24 protein-coding genes and 3 tRNA genes are annotated in these 22,464 nt (G+C 71.5%); 17 read left to right on the top strand and 10 right to left on the bottom strand.

All coding sequences use genetic code 11. The annotated features are described in order from the left end of the window. Window positions 1–20 precede the first annotated feature (20 nt). Window positions 21–512, bottom strand: a complete 492-nt coding sequence (locus tag FFS25_RS05510) for a YajQ family cyclic di-GMP-binding protein (protein ID WP_006215871.1) — start codon at window positions 510–512, stop codon at window positions 21–23. A gap of 210 nt (window positions 513–722) precedes the next feature. Between FFS25_RS05510 and FFS25_RS05505 the strand changes: the two genes are divergently transcribed. The 3 genes from FFS25_RS05505 (at window position 723) to trxA (ending at window position 1,708) form a co-directional block, all read left to right on the top strand. After that, window positions 723–920, top strand: a complete 198-nt coding sequence (locus FFS25_RS05505; protein WP_137802160.1) for a hypothetical protein — start codon at window positions 723–725, stop codon at window positions 918–920. Between the two features lie 132 nt (window positions 921–1,052). Further along, window positions 1,053–1,134: transfer RNA gene (locus tag FFS25_RS05500), tRNA-Tyr, on the top strand. Window positions 1,135–1,315: 181 nt separating this feature from the next. Beyond that, the gene (gene trxA / locus FFS25_RS05495) at window positions 1,316–1,708 is read left to right on the top strand and encodes a thioredoxin (RefSeq protein ID WP_040560385.1); all 393 of its coding nucleotides are present in this window, start codon (window positions 1,316–1,318) and stop codon (window positions 1,706–1,708) included. Window positions 1,709–1,841: 133 nt separating this feature from the next. On the opposite strand, the gene FFS25_RS05490 is transcribed toward trxA, so the two are convergent. After that, window positions 1,842–2,750, bottom strand: coding sequence for a DNA-3-methyladenine glycosylase family protein (locus tag FFS25_RS05490; protein WP_137802159.1), 909 nt, complete (start codon window positions 2,748–2,750; stop codon window positions 1,842–1,844). 487 nt (window positions 2,751–3,237) lie between these two features. Between FFS25_RS05490 and FFS25_RS05485 the strand changes: the two genes are divergently transcribed. From FFS25_RS05485 to FFS25_RS05435, 11 genes are all read left to right on the top strand, one after another. Further along, complete coding sequence (locus FFS25_RS05485; protein WP_137802158.1) at window positions 3,238–5,067, top strand: DEAD/DEAH box helicase; 1,830 nt, start codon at window positions 3,238–3,240, stop codon at window positions 5,065–5,067. A gap of 33 nt (window positions 5,068–5,100) precedes the next feature. After that, window positions 5,101–6,660 carry a sensor histidine kinase gene (locus FFS25_RS05480; protein WP_137802157.1) on the top strand — a complete coding sequence of 520 codons (1,560 nt, stop codon included), beginning with the start codon at window positions 5,101–5,103 and terminating at the stop codon, window positions 6,658–6,660. A gap of 78 nt (window positions 6,661–6,738) precedes the next feature. Further along, window positions 6,739–7,404, top strand: coding sequence for a response regulator transcription factor (locus FFS25_RS05475; protein WP_053447840.1), 666 nt, complete (start codon window positions 6,739–6,741; stop codon window positions 7,402–7,404). 64 nt (window positions 7,405–7,468) lie between these two features. Then, window positions 7,469–7,906: a hypothetical protein gene (locus FFS25_RS05470; RefSeq protein WP_137802156.1), complete on the top strand. Its 438-nt coding sequence runs from the start codon at window positions 7,469–7,471 to the stop codon at window positions 7,904–7,906. Between the two features lie 52 nt (window positions 7,907–7,958). Then, a tRNA-Thr gene (locus tag FFS25_RS05465) sits at window positions 7,959–8,030 on the top strand. Between the two features lie 59 nt (window positions 8,031–8,089). After that, window positions 8,090–8,163, top strand: a tRNA-Met gene (locus FFS25_RS05460). Between the two features lie 161 nt (window positions 8,164–8,324). Further along, on the top strand, window positions 8,325–8,774 hold the full coding sequence (locus tag FFS25_RS05455) for an FAS1-like dehydratase domain-containing protein (protein WP_053447838.1): 450 nt from the start codon (window positions 8,325–8,327) through the stop codon (window positions 8,772–8,774). Next, entirely contained in the window at window positions 8,771–9,274 is a 504-nt protein-coding gene (locus FFS25_RS05450; protein WP_006213556.1) for a MaoC/PaaZ C-terminal domain-containing protein, read from the top strand. Before FFS25_RS05455 ends, FFS25_RS05450 begins: the two co-directional genes overlap by 4 nt. Beyond that, window positions 9,271–10,587, top strand: coding sequence for an MFS transporter (locus FFS25_RS05445; protein ID WP_137802155.1), 1,317 nt, complete (start codon window positions 9,271–9,273; stop codon window positions 10,585–10,587). The genes FFS25_RS05450 and FFS25_RS05445 overlap by 4 nt, the downstream gene beginning before the upstream one ends. Before the next feature lie 19 nt (window positions 10,588–10,606). Further along, window positions 10,607–11,725, top strand: a complete 1,119-nt coding sequence (locus FFS25_RS05440) for a UDP-N-acetylmuramate dehydrogenase (RefSeq protein WP_137802154.1) — start codon at window positions 10,607–10,609, stop codon at window positions 11,723–11,725. Continuing rightward, complete coding sequence (locus FFS25_RS05435; protein WP_024289905.1) at window positions 11,722–12,207, top strand: PGPGW domain-containing protein; 486 nt, start codon at window positions 11,722–11,724, stop codon at window positions 12,205–12,207. The genes FFS25_RS05440 and FFS25_RS05435 overlap by 4 nt, the downstream gene beginning before the upstream one ends. A gap of 105 nt (window positions 12,208–12,312) precedes the next feature. On the opposite strand, the gene asd is transcribed toward FFS25_RS05435, so the two are convergent. From asd to FFS25_RS05400, 7 genes are all read right to left on the bottom strand, one after another. Continuing rightward, window positions 12,313–13,461, bottom strand: a complete 1,149-nt coding sequence (gene asd / locus FFS25_RS05430) for an aspartate-semialdehyde dehydrogenase (protein ID WP_137802153.1) — start codon at window positions 13,459–13,461, stop codon at window positions 12,313–12,315. Between the two features lie 65 nt (window positions 13,462–13,526). Then, entirely contained in the window at window positions 13,527–13,874 is a 348-nt protein-coding gene (locus FFS25_RS05425; protein ID WP_006213551.1) for a GNAT family N-acetyltransferase, read from the bottom strand. Between the two features lie 109 nt (window positions 13,875–13,983). After that, window positions 13,984–14,514, bottom strand: coding sequence for a dihydrofolate reductase (locus tag FFS25_RS05420; protein WP_137802152.1), 531 nt, complete (start codon window positions 14,512–14,514; stop codon window positions 13,984–13,986). Continuing rightward, window positions 14,514–15,350: a thymidylate synthase gene (locus tag FFS25_RS05415; protein WP_137802151.1), complete on the bottom strand. Its 837-nt coding sequence runs from the start codon at window positions 15,348–15,350 to the stop codon at window positions 14,514–14,516. The genes FFS25_RS05420 and FFS25_RS05415 overlap by 1 nt, the downstream gene beginning before the upstream one ends. Window positions 15,351–15,495: 145 nt before the next feature. Then, the gene (locus tag FFS25_RS05410) at window positions 15,496–16,479 is read right to left on the bottom strand and encodes an NUDIX hydrolase (RefSeq protein ID WP_006213548.1); all 984 of its coding nucleotides are present in this window, start codon (window positions 16,477–16,479) and stop codon (window positions 15,496–15,498) included. A 178-nt stretch (window positions 16,480–16,657) separates the two neighbouring features. Continuing rightward, window positions 16,658–17,581, bottom strand: a complete 924-nt coding sequence (mshD, locus tag FFS25_RS05405) for a mycothiol synthase (protein WP_137802150.1) — start codon at window positions 17,579–17,581, stop codon at window positions 16,658–16,660. Window positions 17,582–17,634: 53 nt separating this feature from the next. Continuing rightward, complete coding sequence (locus FFS25_RS05400; protein ID WP_137802149.1) at window positions 17,635–18,327, bottom strand: winged helix-turn-helix transcriptional regulator; 693 nt, start codon at window positions 18,325–18,327, stop codon at window positions 17,635–17,637. Between the two features lie 220 nt (window positions 18,328–18,547). Between FFS25_RS05400 and FFS25_RS05395 the strand changes: the two genes are divergently transcribed. The 3 genes from FFS25_RS05395 to ygfZ all read left to right on the top strand — a co-directional run bounded on the left by FFS25_RS05395 (window position 18,548) and on the right by ygfZ (window position 21,097). After that, window positions 18,548–19,156 carry a hypothetical protein gene (locus tag FFS25_RS05395; RefSeq protein ID WP_006213544.1) on the top strand — a complete coding sequence of 203 codons (609 nt, stop codon included), beginning with the start codon at window positions 18,548–18,550 and terminating at the stop codon, window positions 19,154–19,156. Window positions 19,157–19,274: 118 nt separating this feature from the next. Continuing rightward, complete coding sequence (locus tag FFS25_RS05390; RefSeq protein WP_137802148.1) at window positions 19,275–19,871, top strand: heme-binding beta-barrel domain-containing protein; 597 nt, start codon at window positions 19,275–19,277, stop codon at window positions 19,869–19,871. Beyond that, entirely contained in the window at window positions 19,868–21,097 is a 1,230-nt protein-coding gene (ygfZ, locus tag FFS25_RS05385; protein ID WP_249933785.1) for a CAF17-like 4Fe-4S cluster assembly/insertion protein YgfZ, read from the top strand. Before FFS25_RS05390 ends, ygfZ begins: the two co-directional genes overlap by 4 nt. Before the next feature lie 185 nt (window positions 21,098–21,282). Here ygfZ and FFS25_RS05380 read toward each other — a convergent pair whose 3' ends face one another. Further along, the gene (locus FFS25_RS05380; RefSeq protein ID WP_137802147.1) at window positions 21,283–22,314 is read right to left on the bottom strand and encodes a 6-phosphofructokinase; all 1,032 of its coding nucleotides are present in this window, start codon (window positions 22,312–22,314) and stop codon (window positions 21,283–21,285) included. Window positions 22,315–22,464 lie beyond the last annotated feature (150 nt).

Below are 22,464 nucleotides of genomic sequence, written 5' to 3'. Positions count from 1 at the left end.
GGGGCGGCGGCGGGGGACTGTCAGCGGAAGTTGATGAACTGCAGGTCGACGTCCAGGTCCTTGCCCTTGAGCAGCGCGATGGTCTCCTGGAGGTCGTCGCGGGACTTGGACGAGACGCGCAGCTCGTCGCCCTGGATCGTGGCCTTGACGCCCTTGGGGCCCTCATCGCGCACGATCTTGGTGATCTTCTTGGCGTCGTCCTGGGCAATGCCCTCCTTGATGGTGGACTCGATCCGGTACTCCTTGCCCGAGGCGAAGGGCTCGCCGGAGTCCAAGGACTTCAGGGAGATGCCGCGCTTGGCCAGCTTGGACTGGAAGACGTCCAGCACGGCCTTGGCCCGCTCCTCGGAGTTGGCCTTGATGAGGATCTTCTCGCCGGAGAAGTCGATCTCTGCGCCCACGCCGCGGAAGTCGTAGCGCTGGGCGACCTCCTTCTGCGCCTGATTCATCGCGTTGGAGACCTCCTGCTTGTCGACCTTGCTCACGACATCGAAGGTGGAATCGCTGGCCATGGTGCTCCTCCTGGGGCTCTTCAGGGTCATCGACGGGGTCGTCGGACGCATTGCACGGCAACAAGCCGCAGCAGTTGCCTGGGGATTCCGGCCGACGACGGGGCCGTCGCCCGCGTGATCACGGGCCTCTGGGCTCCAGTCTAGGGAGTCGTGATGAATCCGTGATGCTCTCCACCGGGTTCGCACAGGTGAACGGCCGAGCATGGAGGCATGAATCTGATCGACAGCCCCTCGAGTCGCAGCGCCGCGATCGCGAGCTCCCGCCTCGGCGGAAGCACCGCCGGCTCCGACCCCCGCCTGGAAGCGGTGGCGGAGGAGCTGGCTCAGGCCGTCTCGCGCGGAGACGTCTCCCGCGAGCAGGCCGATGCCTTTCTCGGCCGCCTGTCCGCCCGCGTCTCAGCGCCCTAGGCCGGCGAGCTCTGACGGAGCGGGCGAGCACTGGCCTCGTGCCGGGATTTGGCCGCAGGCCGGTGCTTCGCTAAAGTAGCGGTGCTCCTGCACAGGGAGCATCTCCGGCATCGGCTCGTCCGGTGCGGTCGCGGCAGATTACCCGAGCGGCCAAAGGGGGCTGACTGTAAATCAGCTGGCACTGCCTACGGGGGTTCGAATCCCTCATCTGCCACTCGCGTCCTGCTGTGCAGGACCAGGAAGGCGCCCCGGACCACACGGTCCGGGGCGCCTTCTCGCATCTGCGGCTCCGGGCGCCCCGGCAGGTCCCTCGTCGGCCCTCGCGGGAAGGGGGTGTGTCCACCGACGGCGAACCGCCGCTGACGCGCGAGGCCGCGGTCCGTAGGGTGGCGCCCATGGCTACCGTTGAGATCACGCAGGAGAACCTGCAGGAGACCCTCACCCAGAACGACATCGTCCTGCTGGACTGGTGGGCGGACTGGTGCGGGCCCTGCAAGCAGTTCGCACCCACCTTCGAGGCGTCCTCGGAGAAGCACCAGGACGTCGTGCACGGCAAGATCGACACCGAGGACCAGCAGATGCTGGCCGCCTCCGCCCAGATCAGCTCGATCCCCACCCTGATGGCCTTCCGCGAGGGCGTGCTCGTCTTCTCGCAGGCCGGCGTGCTGCCCGAGTCCGGGCTGGACCAGGTCGTCGAGGCCGTGAAGGGCCTGGACATGGAGGAGGTCCACAAGCAGGTCGCCGAGCAGCAGGCCGCTGCGGAGTCCGGCGACGACCAGCAGAGCTGAGTCCACCCGCCAGGCACCGACACCCCAGCGCAAGGGCGTCTCCCCCGAAGGGAGGCGCCCTTCGCCGTGTCCAGGCCGGATGGCCTCGACCGGCGCGCAGGCAGCTCCGAAGACCGGCCTGCAGCGCCTGGAGTCAGTGCTCGCGGTGGTCCTCGGGGGACAGCCGCGGCCCCATGCGCTGGGCCCGCCACTGCGAGGCGTGCAGCAGCCGCACGACGCGCTGACGGTGCCCGCGCCAGGGTTCGAGCAGCTCGAGCATGCGGGCGTCGTCGCCCCGGCAGCCGTCGAAGAACTCGGTGACGTGATGCGCCAGGTGGTAGTCGGCCACGCTGACGCGATCGGGATCGCCATGCGTGACCTGAAGGGTCTCGGCGACGGTCCACGGGCCCACGCCGGGCAGAGATCTCAGCGCGCGCTCAAGATCCTCATCCAGCGGGCGGCGGTTCCAGCGGGCCAGCGCACCGGCCCGGGCGGCGATGCGAGCCATGGTCCGCGAGCGGGCGGGATCGACCCCTGCTCGATGCCAGGCCCAGGACGGGATCGCCCGCACCTGCTGCGGGGTCGGTGCGACCGCCATGCCGCGGGGTGCGGGACCCGGGGCTGCGTCCCCATGGGCGCGGGCCAGCCAGCGCTGCTCGCGGATGGCCTCGTGCCCGGTGACGCGCTGCTCGAGCACCGCGGCGCACAGAGCCTCGAAGAGCCGACCGGTGGAGATCAGGCGCATCCCCGGGCTGTGATGCCGGGCCTGACGCAGGGAGCTCGGCAGGGCGTCCCAGGCGGGGGAGTCCTCGAACGCGGACCAGTCGTCGCGGGCCCCGCACCACAGGGGAGCCTCGTCCAGGAAGCCCCGGGATCCGGGGCCCCAGGCATCGACGAGGATGTCCCGGCGCAGGAGGTCGCCGTCCCCGGCGCGGGTGAAGCGCGCGGTGAGCGGGGCGCCGTCGACCCGGGCGGTGATCCAGGCCTGCTGCGGGGAGGGGACCTGCGCGGTCGTGTGCCGCGCCCCGCGCGCCAGCGCCCCCAGCGACTGCGCCAGGTCCACCGGCCCAGGCGGGCTCCAGCGCCGACGATGTTCGCCGGCCTGCGCTGTCCCGTCCTGGACCGCGCCGCGAGGGCGAGCGGGGGTGCTGCGTGTGCGACCGGCGGACATGGCGCTGATCGTGGCACAGCGGGGCGACAGCACAGCCGCGGCGGTGCAGCCGCCCGAGTGTCTCTGCTCACGATGGCCTGCATCCCCGGTCGAGCAGCGGAGGCGTGGGTTAGGGTGGACCGACCCTTCCGGTCACATCCCTGGATCTGTCTGTCGTGCACCGACGTCTTCTCGTCGGTGATCGGCGGCCGCCTCAGGCCGCTGGAATCCCGTCGCCTCCACCGTCGAGCCTCGGCTCGCACCGCGCTTCGAACCGCGCGGAACCAGCGACGCAGGACGCCTTCTGCACTCGGGGAGCACCGGAGCCATGTGCAGCCACTTCAGACGACCGCTCCTCCAGCGGCGCCTCGTCGTGCGCTCGATCCCGTGAGGAGCTCGGATGAGCGAGAACGCCCCCGACCAGAACACCCAGGACACCACCCCCACCTTCGCCGAGCTCGGCATCGACGCCCGCGTGCTCGCAGCGCTCGAGGCCATCGGCTACGAGAAGCCCTCGCCCATCCAGGAGGCGACCATCCCGGTCCTGCTGGAGGGCCGCGACGTCGTCGGCATGGCGCAGACGGGCACCGGCAAGACCGCGGCCTTCGCGGTCCCGGCCCTGTCGCGCCTGGCCGAGCTGGCCGATCTCAACGGCCCGTCGACCTCCACGCAGGTCCTGGTGCTGGCCCCCACCCGCGAACTGGCGCTGCAGGTCGGCGAGGCCTTCGCCTCCTACGCCGTCCAGCTCGAGGACTTCACCGTCCTGCCGGTCTACGGCGGCTCCTCCTACGGTCCGCAGCTGGCCGGGCTGCGCCGCGGCGCCCAGGTGGTCGTCGGCACGCCGGGCCGCGTGATCGATCACCTCAAGCGCGGCTCCCTGAAGCTCGACGACCTCCAGTACCTCGTGCTCGACGAGGCCGACGAGATGCTGCGCATGGGCTTCGCCGAGGACGTCGAGACGATCCTGTCGCAGACCCCCGAGGACAAGCAGGTCGCCCTGTTCTCCGCGACCATGCCCCCGGCGATCCGCAAGATCGCCCAGCGCTACCTGCGCAACCCGGAGGAGATCTCGGTCAAGGCCAAGACCTCCACCGCCACGAACATCCGCCAGCGCTACCTGCAGGTCATGGGCGCCCACAAGCTCGAGGCCATGACGCGCCTGCTCGAGGTCGAGGAGCACGACGGCATCATCGTCTTCGTGCGCACCAAGGCCGCGACCGAGGAGGTCGCCGAGAAGCTGCGCGCCCGCGGCCATGCCGCCACCGCGATCAACGGCGACATCCCGCAGCAGGCCCGCGAGAAGTCCGTGGAGCAGCTGCGCAGCGGCAAGATCGACATCCTGGTCGCCACCGACGTCGCCGCCCGCGGACTGGACGTGGAGCGCATCTCCCTGGTCGTGAACTACGACATCCCGCACGACACCGAGTCCTACGTCCACCGCATCGGCCGCACCGGCCGCGCGGGCCGCTCGGGCGATGCGATCCTGTTCATGACCCCGCGCGAGAAGTACCTGCTGCGCGCGATCGAGAAGACCACGCGCCAGCCGGTCGAGCAGATGCCCATGCCCTCGGTCGAGGACGTGAACCGCACTCGCGTCGATCAGTTCGGGCAGTCGATCACGGACACGATCGAGACCCAGGATCTCTCGGCCTTCCGCGAGATGGTCACCGCCTACGTCGAGGACCACGACGTCGACCCGCTCGAGGTCGCCGCGGCCCTGGCCGTGATCTCGCAGGGCGACCAGCCCTTCTTCGCCCAGGAGCTGCCCGAGCCCAAGCGCAAGGAGCGCGATCGCGGCGAGCGCTCGGAGCGCGGCGGACGCACCCCGCGCTCCGAGGAGGGCAAGGCGACGTACTGGATGGCCGTGGGCCACAAGCACCGTGCGCTTCCGGGCTCGATCGTCGGCGCCCTGACCAACGAGGGCGGGCTCAAGGGCTCGGACATCGGCGCGATCGAGATCAAGCCGTCGTTCACCCTGATCGGGCTGCCGGACGATCTCTCCCGCGCAGACCTGGACCGCCTGGGCGCCATCGAGATCAACGGCCAGCGCCTGGACATCCGCCAGGACCGCGGCCCCAAGTCCAGCGGCGCGCGCAGCGACCGCGGCGATCGCGGCGGCTACCGCGGCGACGACCGCCGCGGAGGCCGCTCGGCCCGTCCCGAGCACAGCGGCGGCCACAAGAAGGTCACGGGCGGCCGGAAGGGCTCGCAGCGCCACGGATCGCGCTGATCGTAGAAGGCGGGCCTGCGTATCGTGTGAGTCATGACCGCAGAGCCCGCCGCCGCCGCCCGGGGCGGCGCTGTGCTCCGGCAGCTGACGTCGGTGCGTGGACGGGCCCTCGTGGTGGTCGTGACCATCACCGCTCTGACGGTGCTGGCGATCGGCGCGGCCACGCACTGGGTCCGCTACGGCCAGCTCGAGGCCTCGGTGGCCCAGGGCACCGAGCAGGAGGCCGGGGAGCTGCAGCGGCTGCTCGATCGCGGCCCCGCCTCGGCGGAGGCCGATGCCATGGCCGGCCCGCCTGCCGAGACGGCACCGGAGGACGCCTTCGACAGCCGGTTCGACAGCGTCGAGCACCTGCTGTGGACGTTCATGTCCACCTCCGTGCCGGCCCCTGACGAGGTCATCGTGGGGCTGGTCGACGGCGAGGTCCGCTACACCTACGACGGCCCGGCCGGCGAGGGCCTGAGCCACGACGTGATCGAGGAGGTCGTGCGCGAGCACGGCCAGTCGGACCGCACGGTCCACACCATCGGACAGCACGACGGCCGCGACATCGGCTTCGGGCTGATCCACGTGGACATCGACGGCGATGCGTCCGAGGGCTACCTGGTCGTGGCCACGGACATCACGCAGGGCCGCCAGGAGATCCTGGACTCATGGTGGCGCTACGTCATGATCTCCCTGCTGTTCCTGGTCGCCGCCTCAGCGGTGGCCTACTACCTGATCGGGCGCGTCACCGCACCGATCTCGAGGCTGCGCGAGGCCACCGAGTCGATCTCGGTGAACGATCTCTCCGGCCGCGTGGAGGTGCCCAGCCAGGATTCGGACGTGGCTCACCTGGCGGAGAACTTCAACGGGATGCTCGACCGCCTCCAGGAGGGCTTCGAGGAGCAGCGCCAGTTCCTGGACGACGCCGCCCACGAGCTGCGCACGCCGCTGACCATCCTGCACGGCAACCTCGAGCTGATGGACGAGCACGATCCGCACGACGCCGCCGAGACCCGCGATCTGATGCTCGACGAGATCTCGCGGATGAACCGCCTGGTCGATGACCTCCTGATGCTGGCCCGGTCGCGGCGCCCGGACTTCGTGCGCCCGGCCTCCTTCGAGGTCTCCGCCTTCCTGGACGACGCCTTCGCGCGGCTCTCGGCCCTTTCCGGGCAGCGCCGCTGGCGGGTCGACTCCCGCTGCGAGGGCCTGCTGGTGGCCGACCGCGAACGGCTCATGCAGGCCGTCATCCAGCTGGCCGCCAACGCCGTGAAGTTCAGCGCCGAGGACGACACCATCGCGATCGGCGCCTCCTGGGGCGAGCTCGACGACGGCGGCAGGCGGCTGCAGCTGTGGGTGCGCGACACCGGCGCCGGCATCGATGTGAAGGACCAGGCCCGGATCTTCGAGCGCTTCGGCCGGGCCTCGGCGGGGCGCACGGTCGAGGGCTCCGGGCTGGGCCTGGCCATCGTCGAGGCCATCGCGCGCGGGCACAGCGGGCGGGTCGCGCTGCGCTCGTCGCTCGGCGCGGGCTCTCAGTTCACCCTGATGCTGCCGGAGGGCGGGCCCTCGCCGGAGCCCGCCGAGACGCCGGTCGAATCTCTCTCCTGATCCCCTCATCTTCCTGTGCGAGCCTGCCCCGAGCGGGAGAGCCCCGCGGCAGTCACGACACCAGGAAGGGACCGGGAGATGGCCAACATCCTGATCGCGGAGGACGAGGAGCGGATCTCCCGCTTCATCCAGAAAGGGCTGCGCGCCTCCGGCTACGAGACCGCGGTCGTCGAGGACGGCGTCGAGGCCCTGGATCTGGCCAGCACCGGCGTCTACGACCTCCTCGTGCTCGACGTCGGACTGCCCGGGCTCGACGGCTTCCAGGTGCTCGCCGAGCTGCGCGCCGGCGGCTCCGGAATGCCCGTGATCATGTGCACGGCTCGGGACTCGGTGGAGGACACCGTGCAGGGCCTGGACTCCGGGGCCGATGACTACCTGGCCAAGCCCTTCCGCTTCGCCGAGCTTCTGGCGCGGGTGAAGGCGCGCCTGCGTCAGACGGGCTCCGCCGGGGACGACGGCAGGCTCACCGCCGGGAGCCTGACGCTGGACATCTCGCGGCGCTGCGCGTTCGTCCACGACCAGGAGATCGCCTTGTCGGCCCGCGAGTTCTCGATGGCCCAGGTGCTCCTCGAGAACACGGGCCAGGTGCTCACCCGCGACCTGCTGCTGGACAAGGTCTGGGGCTACGACTTCGAGGGCTCCTCGAACGTGGTGGACGTCTACGTGCGCTACCTGCGCAACAAGCTCGGGCCCGAGCGGATCATCACGGTGCGCGGAGCCGGCTACAGGCTCGCGGAGATCTGAGCCGATCGGCGCCGAGCGAGGCGGTCCTCATGCTCGTCTCACGTGCGGAGGCCACGGTGGGGACATGCGCATCCTCTGGTCCGCCCTCGCCCTGATCGTCGCCTCGATCCTCGCCGTCGCCCTGTGGGTCTCTGCGGGCCCTGCGGCCCCGGAGACCGAGGTCCTGCGCGACGGCGTCGGCAGCAGCGAGGATCCCGAGGACGGCGCCACGAGCGAGCCGGCCGAGGACGACTCCTCGTACGCTGCCTCGCAGGATCCTTCTGCGGGCCCGTCGCAGGAGGCCTCGGCACAGCCGTCGTCGGAGCCGTCACGGGAGGAGGCCGCCTCGCAGCCGACCCGGGAAGGGCAGCAGCCGGCCGCGACGCCTGCTCCGGCTCCGGCGCAGGAGCCCGTCCCCGTTCCCGTCCCGCTCGAGCAGTCCCAGGGCTACGACGACGACTGGGACGACGATGCGGACGGCGACTACGACGGCGACTACGACGACGACTGGGATGATGACTGAGCCGGCTCCGATTTCATGTCTCAGCCAGGTGTGCTGTACAGTATTCCGCGTTGCCCCGATAGCTCAGTGGTAGAGCGCCATCTTGGTAAGATGGAGGTCCCGGGATCGATTCCCGGTCGGGGCTCTCGAGATGAGGGCCCGCATCCGCGTCATGACGGGGATGCGGGCGTCATCGTCTCTCCTGGCGGTGTAGCTCAGCTGGTTAGAGCGCACGACTCATAATCGTGAGGTCGACGGATCGAGCCCGTCCACCGCTACGGAAGATGAAGCCCGTGATCCCCACTCGGATCGCGGGCTTCTCCTATTGCAGGGGCAGCGGTGGGGGCGCCTTCCCGGTGCAGCCTCCGGGGCCCCGTCCCCGAGAATCCGTCAGCGGCCGCAGGATCGGGCCCGCGCACCCACGGGAGGTTGCACCGCCATGGCCATCAGCCCCGAGCTCGTCGGTCGGACGTATCCGGCCATCGAGCCCTACACCGTCTCGCGGGAGGCCGTGCGCGCGTTCGCCGCGGCCGTCTTCGCGCAGGACCCGGCCCACACGGACCCGGAGGCAGCTCGTGCTCTGGGCCATGCGGACCTCCTCGCCCCGCCGACCTTCGCGATCATCGTCGCCCAGCGCGCGGAGGCCGCCGTGGTGGCGGACCCGGAGGCCGGGATCGACTTCTCCCGCGTCGTGCACGCCGATCAGCGCTTCACCCACGCCCGCCCCATCGTCGTCGGCGACGAGCTCGTCGCGGCCACGACCGTCGATGCCGTGCGCGCCGTCGGCACCGGGGCCATGGTGACGTTCCGCACCGAGATCACCGACCGCCAGGGCCAGCCTGTCTCCACCGCGCGCTCGTCCCTGCTGGTGAGAGGAGACGACCAGTGACCGCTGCAGACACCGCTCCGGTGCTCGCCGAGCTCGAGAAGGGCCAGGAGGTCGCTCGCCGCGACCTCCAGCTCTCCCGCGCCGATCTCGTGCGCTACGCCGCCGCCTCCGGGGACTTCAACCCCATCCACTGGAACCAGGAGTTCGCCGTCTCCGTGGGCCTGCCGGACGTCATCGCCCACGGCATGCTGACCATGGGTGCCGCCATGCAGCTCGTGGCCGACTGGGCGGGGGATCCGGGGCGCGTCGTCGACGTCCAGACCCGCTTCACCAAGCCGGTCGTGGTGCCGAACGGCGTCCGCGAGGGCGCCGCCGAGATCCAGCCGTCCACCACGCTGAGCATCGTCGGCGTCGTGGGCGCCCTGGACGAGCAGGCCGGCACCGCCCGCATCGACCTGACCGTCACGGCCCCCGATCTCTCGGACCCGCAGGCCGATCCCGCTGAGGCGGCCTCGCAGAAGGTCCTGGTCAAGGCGCAGGCGATGGTGGTCTGCCGTTGACCCGGGGGCGCACGAAGCCTGAGCCGTCCAGCCTGCGCCCGTGGCGCATCAGCGTCTTCGCGATCTACTTCGCCTCGGGCATCGGCATCTCCGCGTGGCTCACCCGCATCCCCGCGATCTCCGAGCGGCTCGAGCTGGGCCCGGCGGCCATGGGGGCGCTGCTGCTCACGCAGACCATCGCGGCCTTCGCCTCGGTGTCCACCTCGGGCATGACCGTGATGCGGCTGGGGGCCAAGCGCAGCATCGCCGTCACCGCATCCATGGTCGTGATGGGCATGATCCTGATCGGCGTGGGCGTCAGCGTCATCGGCTCGGTCCTGGTGACCGCCGTGGGCATGCTGCTCTTCGGCCTGGGTTCCGCCACCTGGAACGTGGCCTCCAACGTCGAGGGAACCGCGCTGGAGACGGCCATGGGCCGCAGCATCATGCCGCTGATGCACGCGTTCTTCTCGATCGGCACGGTGACCGGTGCCGTCGTGGGCTCGATCGCGACCGCCGGCGGGGTGGCCGTGGTGTGGCATGTGGGTGCCATGGCCCTGGTCATGGGTCTGCTGGTGGCCCTGGCGCTGCCGCGCTTCCAGGGCGACCGGCGGGCCGCCGCCGAGCTCAACCCCGTCTCCTCGCAGATGCCCATCATCACCGGCACCATGCAGCAGATCGACCTGGCCTCCGACGGCCGCGGACGCGACTCCGGCGCTGCGACCGCGCAGGACGAGACCTATGGGGTCGGCGATGCCTGGAGAGACAGGCGCACCGTCCTGGCGGGGGTCTTCGTGCTCGGCATGGCGCTGACGGAGGGCGCGGCCAACGACTGGGTGGCCCTGGCCATCACCGACGGCTACGAGGCCCCGGCGCACCTGGGCGCGATCGGCTACGGCATCTTCGTGGCTGCCATGACCACCGGCCGGCTCAGCGGCACCCGGCTGATCGACCGGTTCGGCCGCCTCGCGGTGCTGCGCACCGCCTGCGTGCTCGCCTTGGTCGGACTGGGCGTCTTCGTGTTCTCACCCTCCCTTGCCGCCGGCATGATCGCGCTGTTCCTGTGGGGCATCGGCGCCTCCCTCGGCTTCCCCGTGGGCATGTCCGCCGCCGCCGACGATCCCCGTCGGGCCGCCGCCAATGTCTCCGTGGTCTCGACCATCGGCTACGGCGCGTTCCTGGGCGGTCCGCCGCTGCTGGGGCTGCTCGGCGAGGCCGTGGGCGTGCGAGGCGCCCTGGGCTTCGTGATGATCTTCGTGATCGTCTCGATGCTGCTGGTCTCGAATCTGCGGCCGCCGGCCTCGGCCGGAGCTCGAGCGGGCACCGCGGCCTGAGGTCGATAGGATCGGGGGCATGACTTCCCCCGAGCTCTCCACGCTGACCACCACCCGCATCGGCGGCCCCGCCGGGTCCCTGATCCGCGCCGGCAGCCAGCAGGAGATCATCGACGCCGTCCGCGCCGCCGACGAGCAGGGCAGGCCCGTGCTGCTCGTCGGCGGCGGATCCAACCTGCTGGTCGGCGATGACGGCTTCGACGGCGTGGTGGTGCACCTGGCCTCGCAGGGCCTCGAGGTCTCGGACCCGTCGGACGACGGCTCCGTGATCGTGACCGCGCAGGCGGGGCATGCCTGGGATGACGTCGTCGAGCAGACCGTCTCCCGCGGGCTGGTGGGCCTCGAGGCCCTGTCCGGCATCCCGGGCACTGCAGGGGCCACCCCGGTGCAGAACGTCGGAGCCTACGGCGCGGAGGTCTCCCGCACGATCGTGCGTGTCAGCACCTGGGACCGGCGCGCGCGGGAGGTCCGCGAGTTCGAGGCCGCCGAGCTCGACTTCGCCTACCGCGACTCCCTGCTCAAGCGCACCACCGAGGCGGGCTCTCCGCGCTACGTGGTCCTCGAGGTCGGCTTCCGGCTGGCACAGGGCACGGACTCCGCGCCGATCCAGTACGGCCAGCTGGCCGACGCCCTGGCCATGGAGGTCGGCGGCAGCGCGGATCCGGCCCAGGTGCGTCGCACCGTCCTGGAGCTGCGAGCCTCCAAGGGCATGGTCCTGGACCCGCAGGACCCCGATACCTTCTCCACCGGCTCGTTCTTCACCAACCCCATCGTCGAGGCCCAGGAGGCCGAGCGGCTGCTGCCGGCCGAGGCCCCGCGCTATCCGGTGCTCGACGGCTCCGGCTCGCCGGTCGAGGGCCGGGTGAAGCTCTCGGCGGCCTGGCTGATCGATCGCTCGGGGTTCGGCAAGGGCTTCGGGCTGCCCGGCACGCGCAACGAGCGCCTCGGGCTCGAGGGCCCGGATGTGGCCCAGGGCCGAGCCGCCGTGTCGACCAAGCACACCCTGGCCATGACCAATCGCGGCTCGGCCAGCGCCTCGGACGTGGAGGCCCTGGCCCGCACCGTGCGCGACGGAGTCCAGGAGGCCTTCGGCGTGCAGCTGGTGCCCGAGCCGGTGATGGTGGGCTTCCGCCTGTGACCCCGCAGGAGCCTCTCGCCGAGGTTCCGCCGCAGGGCGAGGACCTGGCCGACGAGATCCGCCGCGGTCAGAGCCACAGCCACCCGATCCGGCGGCGGATGCGCGCATTCCAGGACTGGTCGCACCGAGGATCCCGCCTGCGGCGGACGCTGGTGGTCGGGCTGATCTCCGTGGCGGGATTCGTCCTGCTGATGGCCGGGGTGATCATGTGGTTCATCCCGGGGCCGGGCTGGCTGTTCGTGTTCCTCGGCATCGGCGTGTGGTCGCTCGAGTTCGCCTGGGCCGAGCGGCTCAACCACTGGGCGCTGCACCAGGTGACCCGCCTGTGGACCTGGTGGAAGGGCACGCGTGCGGCGGGCTGGTGGCGCTGGTGCCTCTCCGGAGCCGCGGAGCGCTCCCGTCGAGCTGAGGAGGCGGCCCAGGCGCAGCGAGAGGGCCGCCGCGTGCGCGGCGGCCCTCATAATGCAGCCCCGGGTGCCTGACGAGGGGCTGCTCGAGCCGCTCGTGGTCGGCGCGCAGGGCGGCGCATCCGCGGCCCCGAGGGGCCGCACCGGGACGAGCCGGCGGTGCTCAGCGCCGCGTGCGCCTCACAGCGCTCCGATGGCGATGCGCATCATGCGGCGCAGCGGCTCGGCCGCGCCCCACAGCAGCTGGTCGCCCACCGTGAAGGCCGAGAGGTACTGCGGGCCCATGGACATCTTGCGCAGGCGCCCCACCGGGATCTGCAGGGACCCTGAGGCCGAGACGGGGGTCAGTCCGTTCATGGAGGCCTCCTTCTCGTTCGCGACCACGGTGGCCCACTCGTTGTCGGCATCGAGGATCCGCTCGATCTCCTCGACGGGGACGTCCTCGGTGAGCTTGATCGTCAGCGCCTGCGAGTGCGAGCGCATGGCGGCGATGCGCACGCACAGCCCGTCGATCGCGATCTGGTCGTCGCCGGACAGGCCCAGGATCTTGTTGGTCTCCTTCTCGGCCTTCCACTCCTCGCGGGACTGGCCGTTGCCCAGATCGGCGTCGATCCAGGGGATGAGGGAGCCGGCCAGCGGCACGCCGAACTGCTCGACGTCGAGCTGCCCGGAGCGCTGGGTCTCCAGGACCCTGCGATCGATCTCCAGGATGGCCGAGGCCGGATCGGCGAGCTCGTCGGACACGGCCGAGGAGAGGTCGCCGAACTGGCGCAGGACCTCGCGCATGTGACGGACGCCGCCGCCGGAGGCCGCCTGATACGTCATAGAGGTGGCCCATTCGACGAGCCCGCTGCGGAACAGCCCGCCCAGGCCCATGAGCATGCAGGACACGGTGCAGTTGCCGCCCACGAAGTCCTTGGTGCCGCCGGCCAGCGCTGCGTCGATGACGTCGCGGTTCACGGGGTCCAGCACGATGATCGAGCTGTCCTCCATGCGCAGGGTCGAGGCGGCGTCGATCCACAGGCCGTCCCATCCGGTCTCGCGTAGCTTCCGGTGGACCTCGGAGGTGTAGCCGCCGCCCTGGGCGGTCACGATGATCGGCAGGCGCCGAAGAGCCTCGATGTCGTTCGCGTCCTGGAGGACCCCGGTGTCGCCGAGGCCCTCGATCTGCGGGGCGGGGGCCCCGGGGGAGGAGGTCGAGAAGAAGACGGGCTGGATGTCGGCGAAGTCGCCCTCGGCGCGCATGCGGTCCATGAGGACGGAGCCGACCATCCCGCGCCATCCGACGAAGCCGACGGCGGGTGCGGAGCTGTGATCGATGGTCATCATCCCAGTCTAGGCGGCGTCAAGGGACCCTTGCGATTCCTTGTCCGGGCTCCGAGACCCGAGAGGGCTCAGTCCGCGACGGCTGAGCGGTACTGCGGGAAGCGCTCCAGGTAGTCCTGGACGTAGGTGCAGGTGGGACGCACCAGCACGCCGGCCGCCTGGCAGGCCTCCAGCAGGAGCGTCACGAGCGTGCGGGCGTAGCCCTGGCGGCCGTGGCGCTCGTCGATGATCGTGTGCTGCAGCTCGAGCGTGCCGTCCGGGTGCTTCTCGACGCCCTCGAACCCGATGAAGGTCTGGTCGAGCCACAGCTCCACGCGCCCGCTGGTGGTGTTGTCGACCAGGCGCAGACCCGGCTCGTCGTGGATCTCCGGCTCGGGGCGCTGCGCATCGCCCGGGACGTCCTGCTGGGTGCTCACGAGGGCCTCCTGCCCGGCCGCTGCCGGTCCCCGCGCCATCGACGGGGCCCCGGGTCGGCCATGGATATGGTGCACACCACTCTATCGGCCGCGACGACGGCGCGGCGGATCAGCGCCGCCAGTGCTCCACGTGCCAGCGCAGCCCTGTGCGCGAGAGGCGGTCCTCGTCGCGGCGCTCCAGCCGCCACGGGGTCTCCAGACGGGGTGCGCGGGTGTCTCCGGGCTCGTCGATCTCGATCACCGTCACGACCGCGTGCTCGAGCTCGGGCATGGCGTCCTCGAGCAGGCGCGCCCCGCCGATGACCCACAGGTGCTCGCCGCCCGGCGCCTCGGCGCCGGCGCGCACGGCCTCGCGCCACGAGCTCACCGCGATGACCGCGGTGCCGTCCTCGCGCGGGTCCGCCTGCAGCCCCGGGTTCTCGGGGCGGGAGGTCACGACCACGTTGGTCCGGCCCGGCAGGGGGCGGAAGCGCTCGGGGAAGGACTCCCAGGTGCGCCGGCCCATGAGCACGGGATGGCCCTGGGTGGTGGCCTTGAAATGAGCCAGGTCCTCGGGCAGGTGCCACGGCATGCCGCCGTCGCGGCCCATCACCCCGTCGGGGGTCTGGGCCCAGATCGCGGACAGGCGCGGGGCGGGCATCAGACCGCCACCGGGGCCTTGATCCCGGGGTGGTGCTCATAGCCCTCGAGGACGAAGTCCTCGAGGTCGTAGCTGAAGAGGTCCTCCGGCCTGCGCGCGAAGCGCAGCCGCGGATACGGGTACGGCTCGCGGGCGAGCTGGCGCTGCACCTGCTCCACGTGGTTGTCGTAGACGTGGACGTCGCCGCCGGTCCACACGAAGTCCCCGGGCACCAGATCGGTCTGCTGGGCGATCATGTGGGTCAGCAGCGCGTAGGAGGCGATGTTGAAGGGGACCCCCAGGAACATGTCCGCCGAGCGCTGGTAGAGCTGGCACGACAGCCGTCCCGGACCGTCCTGCTGCGGCTGCACGTGGAACTGGAAGAGCGCGTGGCACGGGGGCAGGGCCATCTGATCGACCTCCGCCGGGTTCCAGGCGCTGACGATGTGGCGGCGCGAGTAGGGGTTCGTGCGGATCGAGTCCACCACCCGGGCGATCTGGTCGATGCCGCTGCCGTCGGGAGCCGGCCACGAGCGCCACTGGACTCCGTAGACGGGGCCGAGCTCGCCGTCTGCGTCGGCCCACTCGTCCCAGATGCTCACGCCGCGCTCCTGCAGCCAGCGCACGTTCGAGGACCCGCGCAGGAACCACAGCAGCTCCAGGGCCACCGAGCGGAAGTGCACGCGCTTGGTCGTCAGCAGCGGGAAGCCCTGCGAGAGGTCGTAGCGGATCTGGCGCCCGAACACGGAGCGGGTGCCCGTGTCGGTGCGATCGGAGGTGGGCACGCCATCGGCCATGACCTCGCGCAGGAGGTCCTCGTAGGGGGTCGGGATGGCCGTGGACGGGTTCGGGCTCACGTGGGGTCGCCTCCAAGTGCGGGGTCTCGTGCGTGTCGGATGCGGTGTCGTCAGCGCTGCCGAGGGAGCGGTTCTTCCGCGCGGCGCTCAGGCGGCGAGGCGGCGGGGCCGGCCGCCCCGGACGGAAGAGGGTGCGGCCTTCGGGTCAGTCGTCGAACGGCTTGACGATCTCGACCGTCACCACGCGGCGGCGGTGCTTGCGCGAGACCTGCAGCACGATCATCTCGCCGGGGGCCAGGTAGGGATCCTCCTCCGGCAGGATCGAGCGCAGCTGCGGATCGAGCCGGCCGCGCAGCACGCGCAGGACGGTGGGCAGCACGGGCCGGTGGGTGCACAGCGCCGCCGAGGGCTCCTTGTCGAACAGGGACTCCACTACGGCCCCTGCCTTCGCCGGACGCCGCTTGTGAGCGGCCTCGGTGAGCTGCGGCTTCTCCTTGAGCTTGAGCCCGGCCGCGCGCGCGTACGGGGTCACGGTGGACAGGCAGCGCAGCCACGGCGAGCTGACCACGCGCTTCGGGGACCAGACCTCGAGCAGGCGCGTGACCGCCATGGCCTGGCGCTTGCCCGTGGCGGCCAGGGGACGGTCGCCCTCCGGGCGCGACCACGACGAGCGCGGCTTGGCCTTCGCGTGGCGCACGATGATCACGGGCCGCACCGAGAGATCGCCGGCGGCGTGCAGCTCGACGAGCCGCTCCAGCGGCTCCAGGTCGCTCCGGTTGCTCAGCAGCTCGCGGGCTCGCTCGGGGGAGACCCACTCCAGCCGGTCGACCTCGTGGCCGTCGGCCTCCGGGCGATCCTGGGGGCCGATCTCGGCGCTCCAGTAGTGGACGTGCTTCTCCGCGCTCTTGGCCCTGTAGCGGATCGCGGGCAGCGGGACGCCCAGCCTGACGTCGAGCCCGACCTCCTCGAGCACCTCGCGGTGCGCCGTCTCGGGCAGCGTCTCCTGGTCCTCCTGCTTGCCCTTGGGCCAGGACCAGTCGTCGTAGCGGGGCCGGTGGATGATCAGCAGCTCCAGGCCTGATCTGCCGTCGGAGCGCCAGCACAGGCAGCCGGCGGCGCGCACCGAGGGATCGGTATCGGGCGACGGCTCCGTCATGCGGTACGCCAGCCGGTCCGGGTTCTTGGCCATATCGGCTTTCGGGTCCTCTCGTGGTGGGATGCGATCGCCGTGCGGCGCGTCCGTCAGGGCCTCCGGTCGGAGGCCCTGACGCTCTGGCTCCGACGGCGGCGCGCAGTCATGCTAACCGGCCCGCGGCCGCGACTCAGGACCCGATCGCGGCGCGCACCGCTGATCAGGGCCGGCGCTCTCAGCGCCGCGAGAACATCACATCCACGTGCCAGCGCTCGAAGCCCAGGGACTCGTAGAGCCGGAAGGCGGCCGTGTTCTCGGCATCGACGTAGAGCAGGATCTCGTCGAGCCCCTGCTCGGCCAGATGCCGCATCCCCGCGACGGTCAGCGCCCGGCCCAGGCGACGCCCCTGCTGATCGGGGGCGATGCCCACCACGTAGACCTCGCCGCGGGCCGGCTCCTGGCCGGAGCCCGGGTGCCGCTTGGTCCAGTGGAAGCCGAGCACGCGATCAGGATCGTCCTGCTCGACGGCCAGCAGCAGCCCTGCGGGGTCGAACCAGGACTCCGCCTGTCGCTGGCGCAGGTCCTCGAGGCTCATCTGGCCCTGCTCGGGGTGATGGGCGAAGGCCGCGGCGTTGACCCGCAGCAGCTCCTGCTCGTCCCGGCCGGGCTCGAACGAGCGGATGACCACGCCGTCTGGCAGCTTGACCTCCGGAAGCCGCTCCGGGCTCGCATCGGTGCGCAGCAGCCGGTGCAGCTCGCGCACCTGCTCGAAGCCCAGCGTCTGCGCCAGATGCCGGGCGGCGGGGTGGTCGCCGTGGGACCAGGCGTCAACCGGGCCGTGATGGCCCTCGAGGATCGTCTCGATGAGGCGGCGCCCCAGCCCCCGGCCACGCTCCTGGGAGTCCACGACGCCCTCGAGCAGCGCCGGTGCGCCCTGGGCGCGGGAGCGCACGAGCACGGCGGCCGCCAGCGCCCTGCCGTCCGCCGTGGCCTCCGCCAGGTCCGCGCGCTCGGGCTCCGTGCGGAGGTCGACCAGGGTCTGATCGGACAGCGGAGGGTCGCCGTCGTCGTCCTCGGCGGCCCGGGCCAGGGCCAGGACGGTCTCCAGATCGGCCTGCTCGGGGTTCAGACGCTGGATGGGGTGCGTGCTGCGGTCCATCGGAACCTCCTGGGTTGCCTCGGGTCTCGTGCGGTGCTCGTCGGGCGGTGGTCTCAGCGTCCCTCGGGAGCGCGTCGGGCGGTCAGGCTGTACCCGACGTTGCGCACGGTCGTGACCATCTTCTCGTGATCCGGCCCCAGCTTCGCCCGCAGGCGCCGGATATGGACGTCGACGGTGCGCGTGCCGCCGAAGTAGTCGTAGCCCCACACCTCGGAGAGCAGCTGGCTGCGGGTGAAGACCCGGCCCTCGTTGTGGGCGAGGAACTTCAGCAGCTCGAACTCCTTGAACGTGAGATTCAGGCTCTCGCCGGCCACGTGAGCAGAGTAGGAGGCCTCGTCGATCATGATCGAGCCGGCCGTGATCAGCTCGCCGCCCGCCGATTCGTCGGCCTGGCTGCGCGCCGAGGCCAGGCGGATGCGGGCATCGAGCTCGGCGGGTCCGGCGCCTGCCAGGACGATGTCGTCCACGAGCCAGGTGGCGGCCACGGCGGCCAGCCCGCCCTCGGTCAGCACCATGATCACGGCCTTGTCCGGGGCGATCCCGCGCAGCAGCTGGGCCAGGTTGCGCGCCGCGACCAGTCCCGAGCGGCCGTCGATCAGCAGCAGGTCCGCCTGCTGCAGCTCCGGCACGGACCCGCCGACGGCGCCGCGATCCAGGGTCGAGACGGGGTGGGGGAGCAGATCCAGGGCGGGGAGCACCGCAGACGGCGCCTGGCCGGGATCGGCCAGCATGATGATCCGGGTCATCCAGGCTCCACTTCCATCGTCGTGCAATGCCTTCCGGGGCGGACGCCGCGACAGTGTGGTCGATGGCGGCGCCGGCGCCCGACCAGCTTACGCGGGGCGTGTCGTGGGCCGTCCCGGCGGCTCCACGCGGCGTCACGGTCGGCCTGTCGGCTCCGGGCAACTATCGTGGTCTTCCATGACAGCGCTCAGGACAGAGGCGAGAACCGCGCCCCGACCGGGCATGAAGGTGGCCACGATCGGCGTGTGCGCGACCCTCGTGCTGGGTCTCGCGCTGGCCGCGGCCGTGGCGGGAGGCATCGCGCCCTACCTGCTGGCCGCCGCCATGAGCCTGGTGCTCGGCCTGGGATGGGCCTCGGCGGTGGGCATCCGCGCCCGGTACCGGCACAGCATCATCATCCTGCTCAGCGGCGCCCTGGCCGCCGCGGTCTCTGCTCTGCCGGCAGGCGATCGCCTGACTTGGATCCCGGCCATCGTGGCGGTCGCACTGATCGCGATCTTCGTGGCCGAGCTCGTGCGCGGCGAGGGCGCCGAGCACCGCCTGGAGTCCACGATCTCCTCGACCGCCGGAGTGCTCGCCGCCGTCTCGTCCTCGGGCTGGATCGCCCTGTCGCGGCACCTGCACGATCTGGGCGACACCCCCGTCGCCATGGTCGTGGTCCCCGGGGTGCTCACGGGACTGATCATCGGCGTGGTGGGCCTGCGCCTGCTGCTCTCGGCGCCCGAGCGCGGACCCAAGCGCGGCCTGCTGGCGCTGAGCGTCCTGCCGGTCGCTCTGCTGGGCCCGACCGCCCTCTTCGCGGCCCGCATCGTGGCGCTCATGGTATTTTGAGCCCATGCTCCTTGCTATCGAGATCTTCTTCCTGGTCCTGCTCGCCCTCGCGGTCGTGACGATCGGCCTCATCAGCGTGGTCGTCGTCAAGAACCTCTACAAGGGGCAGATGTAAGCCGTGCCTGTCGAGATCCCCACCGATCTCCCTGCTGAGCTCGTCCCCTTCGCCTGGCTGCTGGGCGAGTGGCAGGGCGACGGCTTCGTCGGCTACGGCGAGTCCGAGCAGCGCCCCTTCCGCCAGCACGTCCAGTTCGCGCACAGCGGTCTGCCCTTCCTGGAGTACCGCGCCGAGTCCCACCTGGTGGACCAGGACGGCAAGCCGGAGCGCCTGATCACGGTCGAGCACGGCTTCTGGCAGCTGGCGCGCCCGCAGCGCAGCGGCGACTCCGGACCCGGCCTGATGCCCGGGGCACCGGAGCCGGAGATCACCACCGCCGATCAGGTCGAGGCCCTGCGCCTGCCCGGAGGCGGATTCCCCCTCGTGGCCACGTTCAGCCGCCCCGGCGGCGTGAGCGAGCTCTACGTCGGAGAGATCGACGGTCCCCGCATCCAGATGGGCACGGACGCCGTCGTCCGCGCCGACGGAGCCAAGGAGCACACCGCCTCGACCCGCATGTTCGGCCTGGTCAACGGAGACCTCTTCTGGGCCTGGGACATGGCGGCCGAAGGCCGATCGCTGAGCACGCACGCCTCGGCTGAGCTGAAGAGGATATGACTGACACTTCGCATGACCCCGCCTCCCTCGCCGCATCCGAGCCCCAGGCCCAGGTGCGGCGATCCGCGCTTCTGGACGTCGTCGACGGAGCCGTCGAGGCCACCGGCCAGGATGCCGGGACGGCCGCCCACTACGGCGACCCGGTCAGGGAGCAGCGGGCGCTGGCCCGCGGCAGCGCGATCGTGGACCTGTCGCACAAAGGTGTCGTCTGCGTCAGCGGACCCGATCGGCTGTCCTGGCTGAGCACCCTGAGCTCCCAGATCCTCACCGGGCTGGGGCCGGGGCAGTCCTCGGAGACGCTGTTCCTGTCCGTGCAGGGACGCGTGGAGTTCGCACCCCATGTGATCGAGGACGGGCGCACCGCCTGGCTGATCACGGAGCCGCAGGAGACCGAGCCGCTGCGCCAGTGGCTCGAGTCCATGCGCTTCGCGCTGCGGGTCGAGATCGAGGACCGCACTCAGGAGGTGGCCGTGCTCGGCGCCGCGGAGGTGCCGGAGCACCTGCGCCTGCTGGCGGCCGAGCCGGCCGAGGGGCGCAGCGCGCTGGTCTGGACGGATCCGTGGCCAGGGGTCGCCGAGGGCGGATGGGCCTACGGCGAGCAGCAGGATCATCCGGGCGAGCAGCGGCGCTGGCACGAGATCCTCGTGCCGCGCGAGCGCCTCGTGCAGGCCGTGACCGGCCCCCAGGCCGACGGGCTGAGCCTGGCCGGCTCGTGGGCGGGGGAGGCCCTGCGCATCGAGGCGTGGCGGCCCCGCCTGGGCCCGGACACCGATGACCGCACCGTGCCGCACGAGCTCGACTGGCTGCGCACGGCGGTCCATCTGGCCAAGGGCTGCTACAAGGGCCAGGAGACGGTCGCGCGGGTCCACAACCTGGGCCATCCTCCGCGGCGCCTGGTCTTCCTGGACCTCGATGGCTCTGAGCACACCCTGCCCTCCGCCGGAGCCGAGGTGATCGCCGGGCAGCGCACGGTCGGCCGGGTGACCTCCGTTCAGCTGCACCACGAGGCCGGGCCCATCGCGCTGGCGGTCGTCAAGCGCTCGGTGGACACCCAGGCCGAGCTGCGGGTGCGCGAGGTCCTCGAGGCCCCGGAGCAGACCGAGGGCGAGCAGGCAGAGGCCCCGCAGTCCGAGCAGTGGGCCGCCGCCCAGACCGTCGTGGTGCCGCCGGATGCCGGTCAGGTGGTCCAGCGCGAATCCGGCTTCCTGCGGAAGCCTCGGAGCTGACGCACGGCCCCAGGGGCATCCGGCCCAGCAGGACTCCGGGGCTGGGGGGGGGCAAAACGGCGCTCGACGGGCGAAGAGGTGCTTGACGGGCGAGACGATGCTCGGAGGATGGGACCGGGGGCCCGTGATCCACGGATCGCGGGCCCCCGGTGCGTTCCTGGGCCGAGGCGGCCCAGGTGCGCCTCTCAGCGCCCGAAGAGGACCTTGGCCTCGTCCCAGCGGTCCTGGGGCACCGTCTTGAGCCCCGTGAGAGCCTCGTCGAAGCTCACCGGGACCATGTCCGTGCCGCGCAGGGCCACCATGTAGCCCCACTTCTTCTGCTGGATCAGATCGACCACGCTCATGCCGAAGCGCGTGGCCAGCACGCGGTCGTAGCCGGTGGGGGCTCCGCCGCGCTGGATGTGGCCCAGGATCGTGTTGCGGGTCTCGATGCCCGTGCGCTCCTCGATCTGGCGGGTGATGTACTCGCCGATCCCGCCCAGGCGAGGACGGCCGTCGGCCTCGGTGCCGTGCACGGCGGTGACGTCGTCGAAGCCCTCCGGGATGAAGCCCTCGGCCACCACGACCAGCGGGGAGCGTCCGCGCTCGTGGACCTCGGTGACCCAGCGGCAGACCTCGTCCATGCTCGTGCGCTGCTCGGGGATCAGCACCGCGTGCGCACCGGCGGCCATGCCGGAGTGCAGGGCGATCCAGCCGACATGACGGCCCATGACCTCGGCGACCATGCAGCGGTGATGCGACTCGCCGGTGGTGCGCAGGCGGTCCATGGAATCGGTCGCGATGGAGACCGCGGTGTCGAAGCCGAACGTGTAGTCGGTGCCCATCAGGTCGTTGTCGATCGTCTTGGGCACGCCGACGACGGGAAGCCCGTCCAGGGCCAGGCGGCGGGCCCCGGCCAGGGTGCCCTCGCCGCCGATGGCCACGACGGCGTCGATCCCGTGCCTCTCGAGCATGATCGAGATGTTCTCCGGACCGCCCTGGGGATGGTCGTACGGGTTGGTGCGCGAGGTGCCCAGGATCGTGCCGCCCTGGCGCGCCAGGCCGCGCACCTTGGTGCGGGGAAGATCGATGATGTCTCCCTCGACCAGGCCGCGCCATCCGTCGCGGAAGCCGACGAACTCGTGGTCGTAGCTCTTGATGCCGTGCAGCACCGCCGCGCGGATGACGGCGTTGAGCCCGGGGCAGTCGCCGCCGCTGGTCAGCAGACCGATCTTCATGGGTGTCGCTCCTCCTGCTCGGGGACGGGCCACGCCCGCAGGCGAGGGGTCGCGGAAGCGGACCCGCCTGCAGCCGATGGATTCTGCTCCCAGTCTAGGTGCGGGGCTGGGCGTGGGTGTCGGCCCGCGGCAATTCGCGGCAGTTCAGGA

This window comes from Kocuria sp. 2SI (genome assembly GCF_005502825.1).
Classification (GTDB): domain Bacteria; phylum Actinomycetota; class Actinomycetes; order Actinomycetales; family Micrococcaceae; genus Kocuria; species Kocuria palustris.
The sequence above is the reverse complement of the archived record's forward strand: the minus strand, read 5'-3'. Positions and strand labels throughout refer to the sequence as shown.

Excerpts from the sequence above, each read along its gene's own strand:
- FFS25_RS05510 (WP_006215871.1), bottom strand. The coding sequence starts at position 512 with ATGGCCAGCGATTCCACCTTCGATGTCGTGAGCAAGGTCGACAAGCAG.
- FFS25_RS05505 (WP_137802160.1), top strand. The coding sequence starts at position 723 with ATGAATCTGATCGACAGCCCCTCGAGTCGCAGCGCCGCGATCGCGAGC.
- trxA (WP_040560385.1), top strand. The coding sequence starts at position 1,316 with ATGGCTACCGTTGAGATCACGCAGGAGAACCTGCAGGAGACCCTCACC.
- FFS25_RS05485 (WP_137802158.1), top strand. The coding sequence starts at position 3,238 with ATGAGCGAGAACGCCCCCGACCAGAACACCCAGGACACCACCCCCACC.
- FFS25_RS05480 (WP_137802157.1), top strand. The coding sequence starts at position 5,101 with ATGACCGCAGAGCCCGCCGCCGCCGCCCGGGGCGGCGCTGTGCTCCGG.
- FFS25_RS05475 (WP_053447840.1), top strand. The coding sequence starts at position 6,739 with ATGGCCAACATCCTGATCGCGGAGGACGAGGAGCGGATCTCCCGCTTC.
- FFS25_RS05470 (WP_137802156.1), top strand. The coding sequence starts at position 7,469 with ATGCGCATCCTCTGGTCCGCCCTCGCCCTGATCGTCGCCTCGATCCTC.
- FFS25_RS05455 (WP_053447838.1), top strand. The coding sequence starts at position 8,325 with ATGGCCATCAGCCCCGAGCTCGTCGGTCGGACGTATCCGGCCATCGAG.
- FFS25_RS05440 (WP_137802154.1), top strand. The coding sequence starts at position 10,607 with ATGACTTCCCCCGAGCTCTCCACGCTGACCACCACCCGCATCGGCGGC.
- asd (WP_137802153.1), bottom strand. The coding sequence starts at position 13,461 with ATGATGACCATCGATCACAGCTCCGCACCCGCCGTCGGCTTCGTCGGA.
- FFS25_RS05420 (WP_137802152.1), bottom strand. The coding sequence starts at position 14,514 with ATGCCCGCCCCGCGCCTGTCCGCGATCTGGGCCCAGACCCCCGACGGG.
- FFS25_RS05410 (WP_006213548.1), bottom strand. The coding sequence starts at position 16,479 with ATGGCCAAGAACCCGGACCGGCTGGCGTACCGCATGACGGAGCCGTCG.
- mshD (WP_137802150.1), bottom strand. The coding sequence starts at position 17,581 with ATGGACCGCAGCACGCACCCCATCCAGCGTCTGAACCCCGAGCAGGCC.
- FFS25_RS05400 (WP_137802149.1), bottom strand. The coding sequence starts at position 18,327 with ATGACCCGGATCATCATGCTGGCCGATCCCGGCCAGGCGCCGTCTGCG.
- FFS25_RS05395 (WP_006213544.1), top strand. The coding sequence starts at position 18,548 with ATGAAGGTGGCCACGATCGGCGTGTGCGCGACCCTCGTGCTGGGTCTC.
- ygfZ (WP_249933785.1), top strand. The coding sequence starts at position 19,868 with ATGACTGACACTTCGCATGACCCCGCCTCCCTCGCCGCATCCGAGCCC.
- FFS25_RS05380 (WP_137802147.1), bottom strand. The coding sequence starts at position 22,314 with ATGAAGATCGGTCTGCTGACCAGCGGCGGCGACTGCCCCGGGCTCAAC.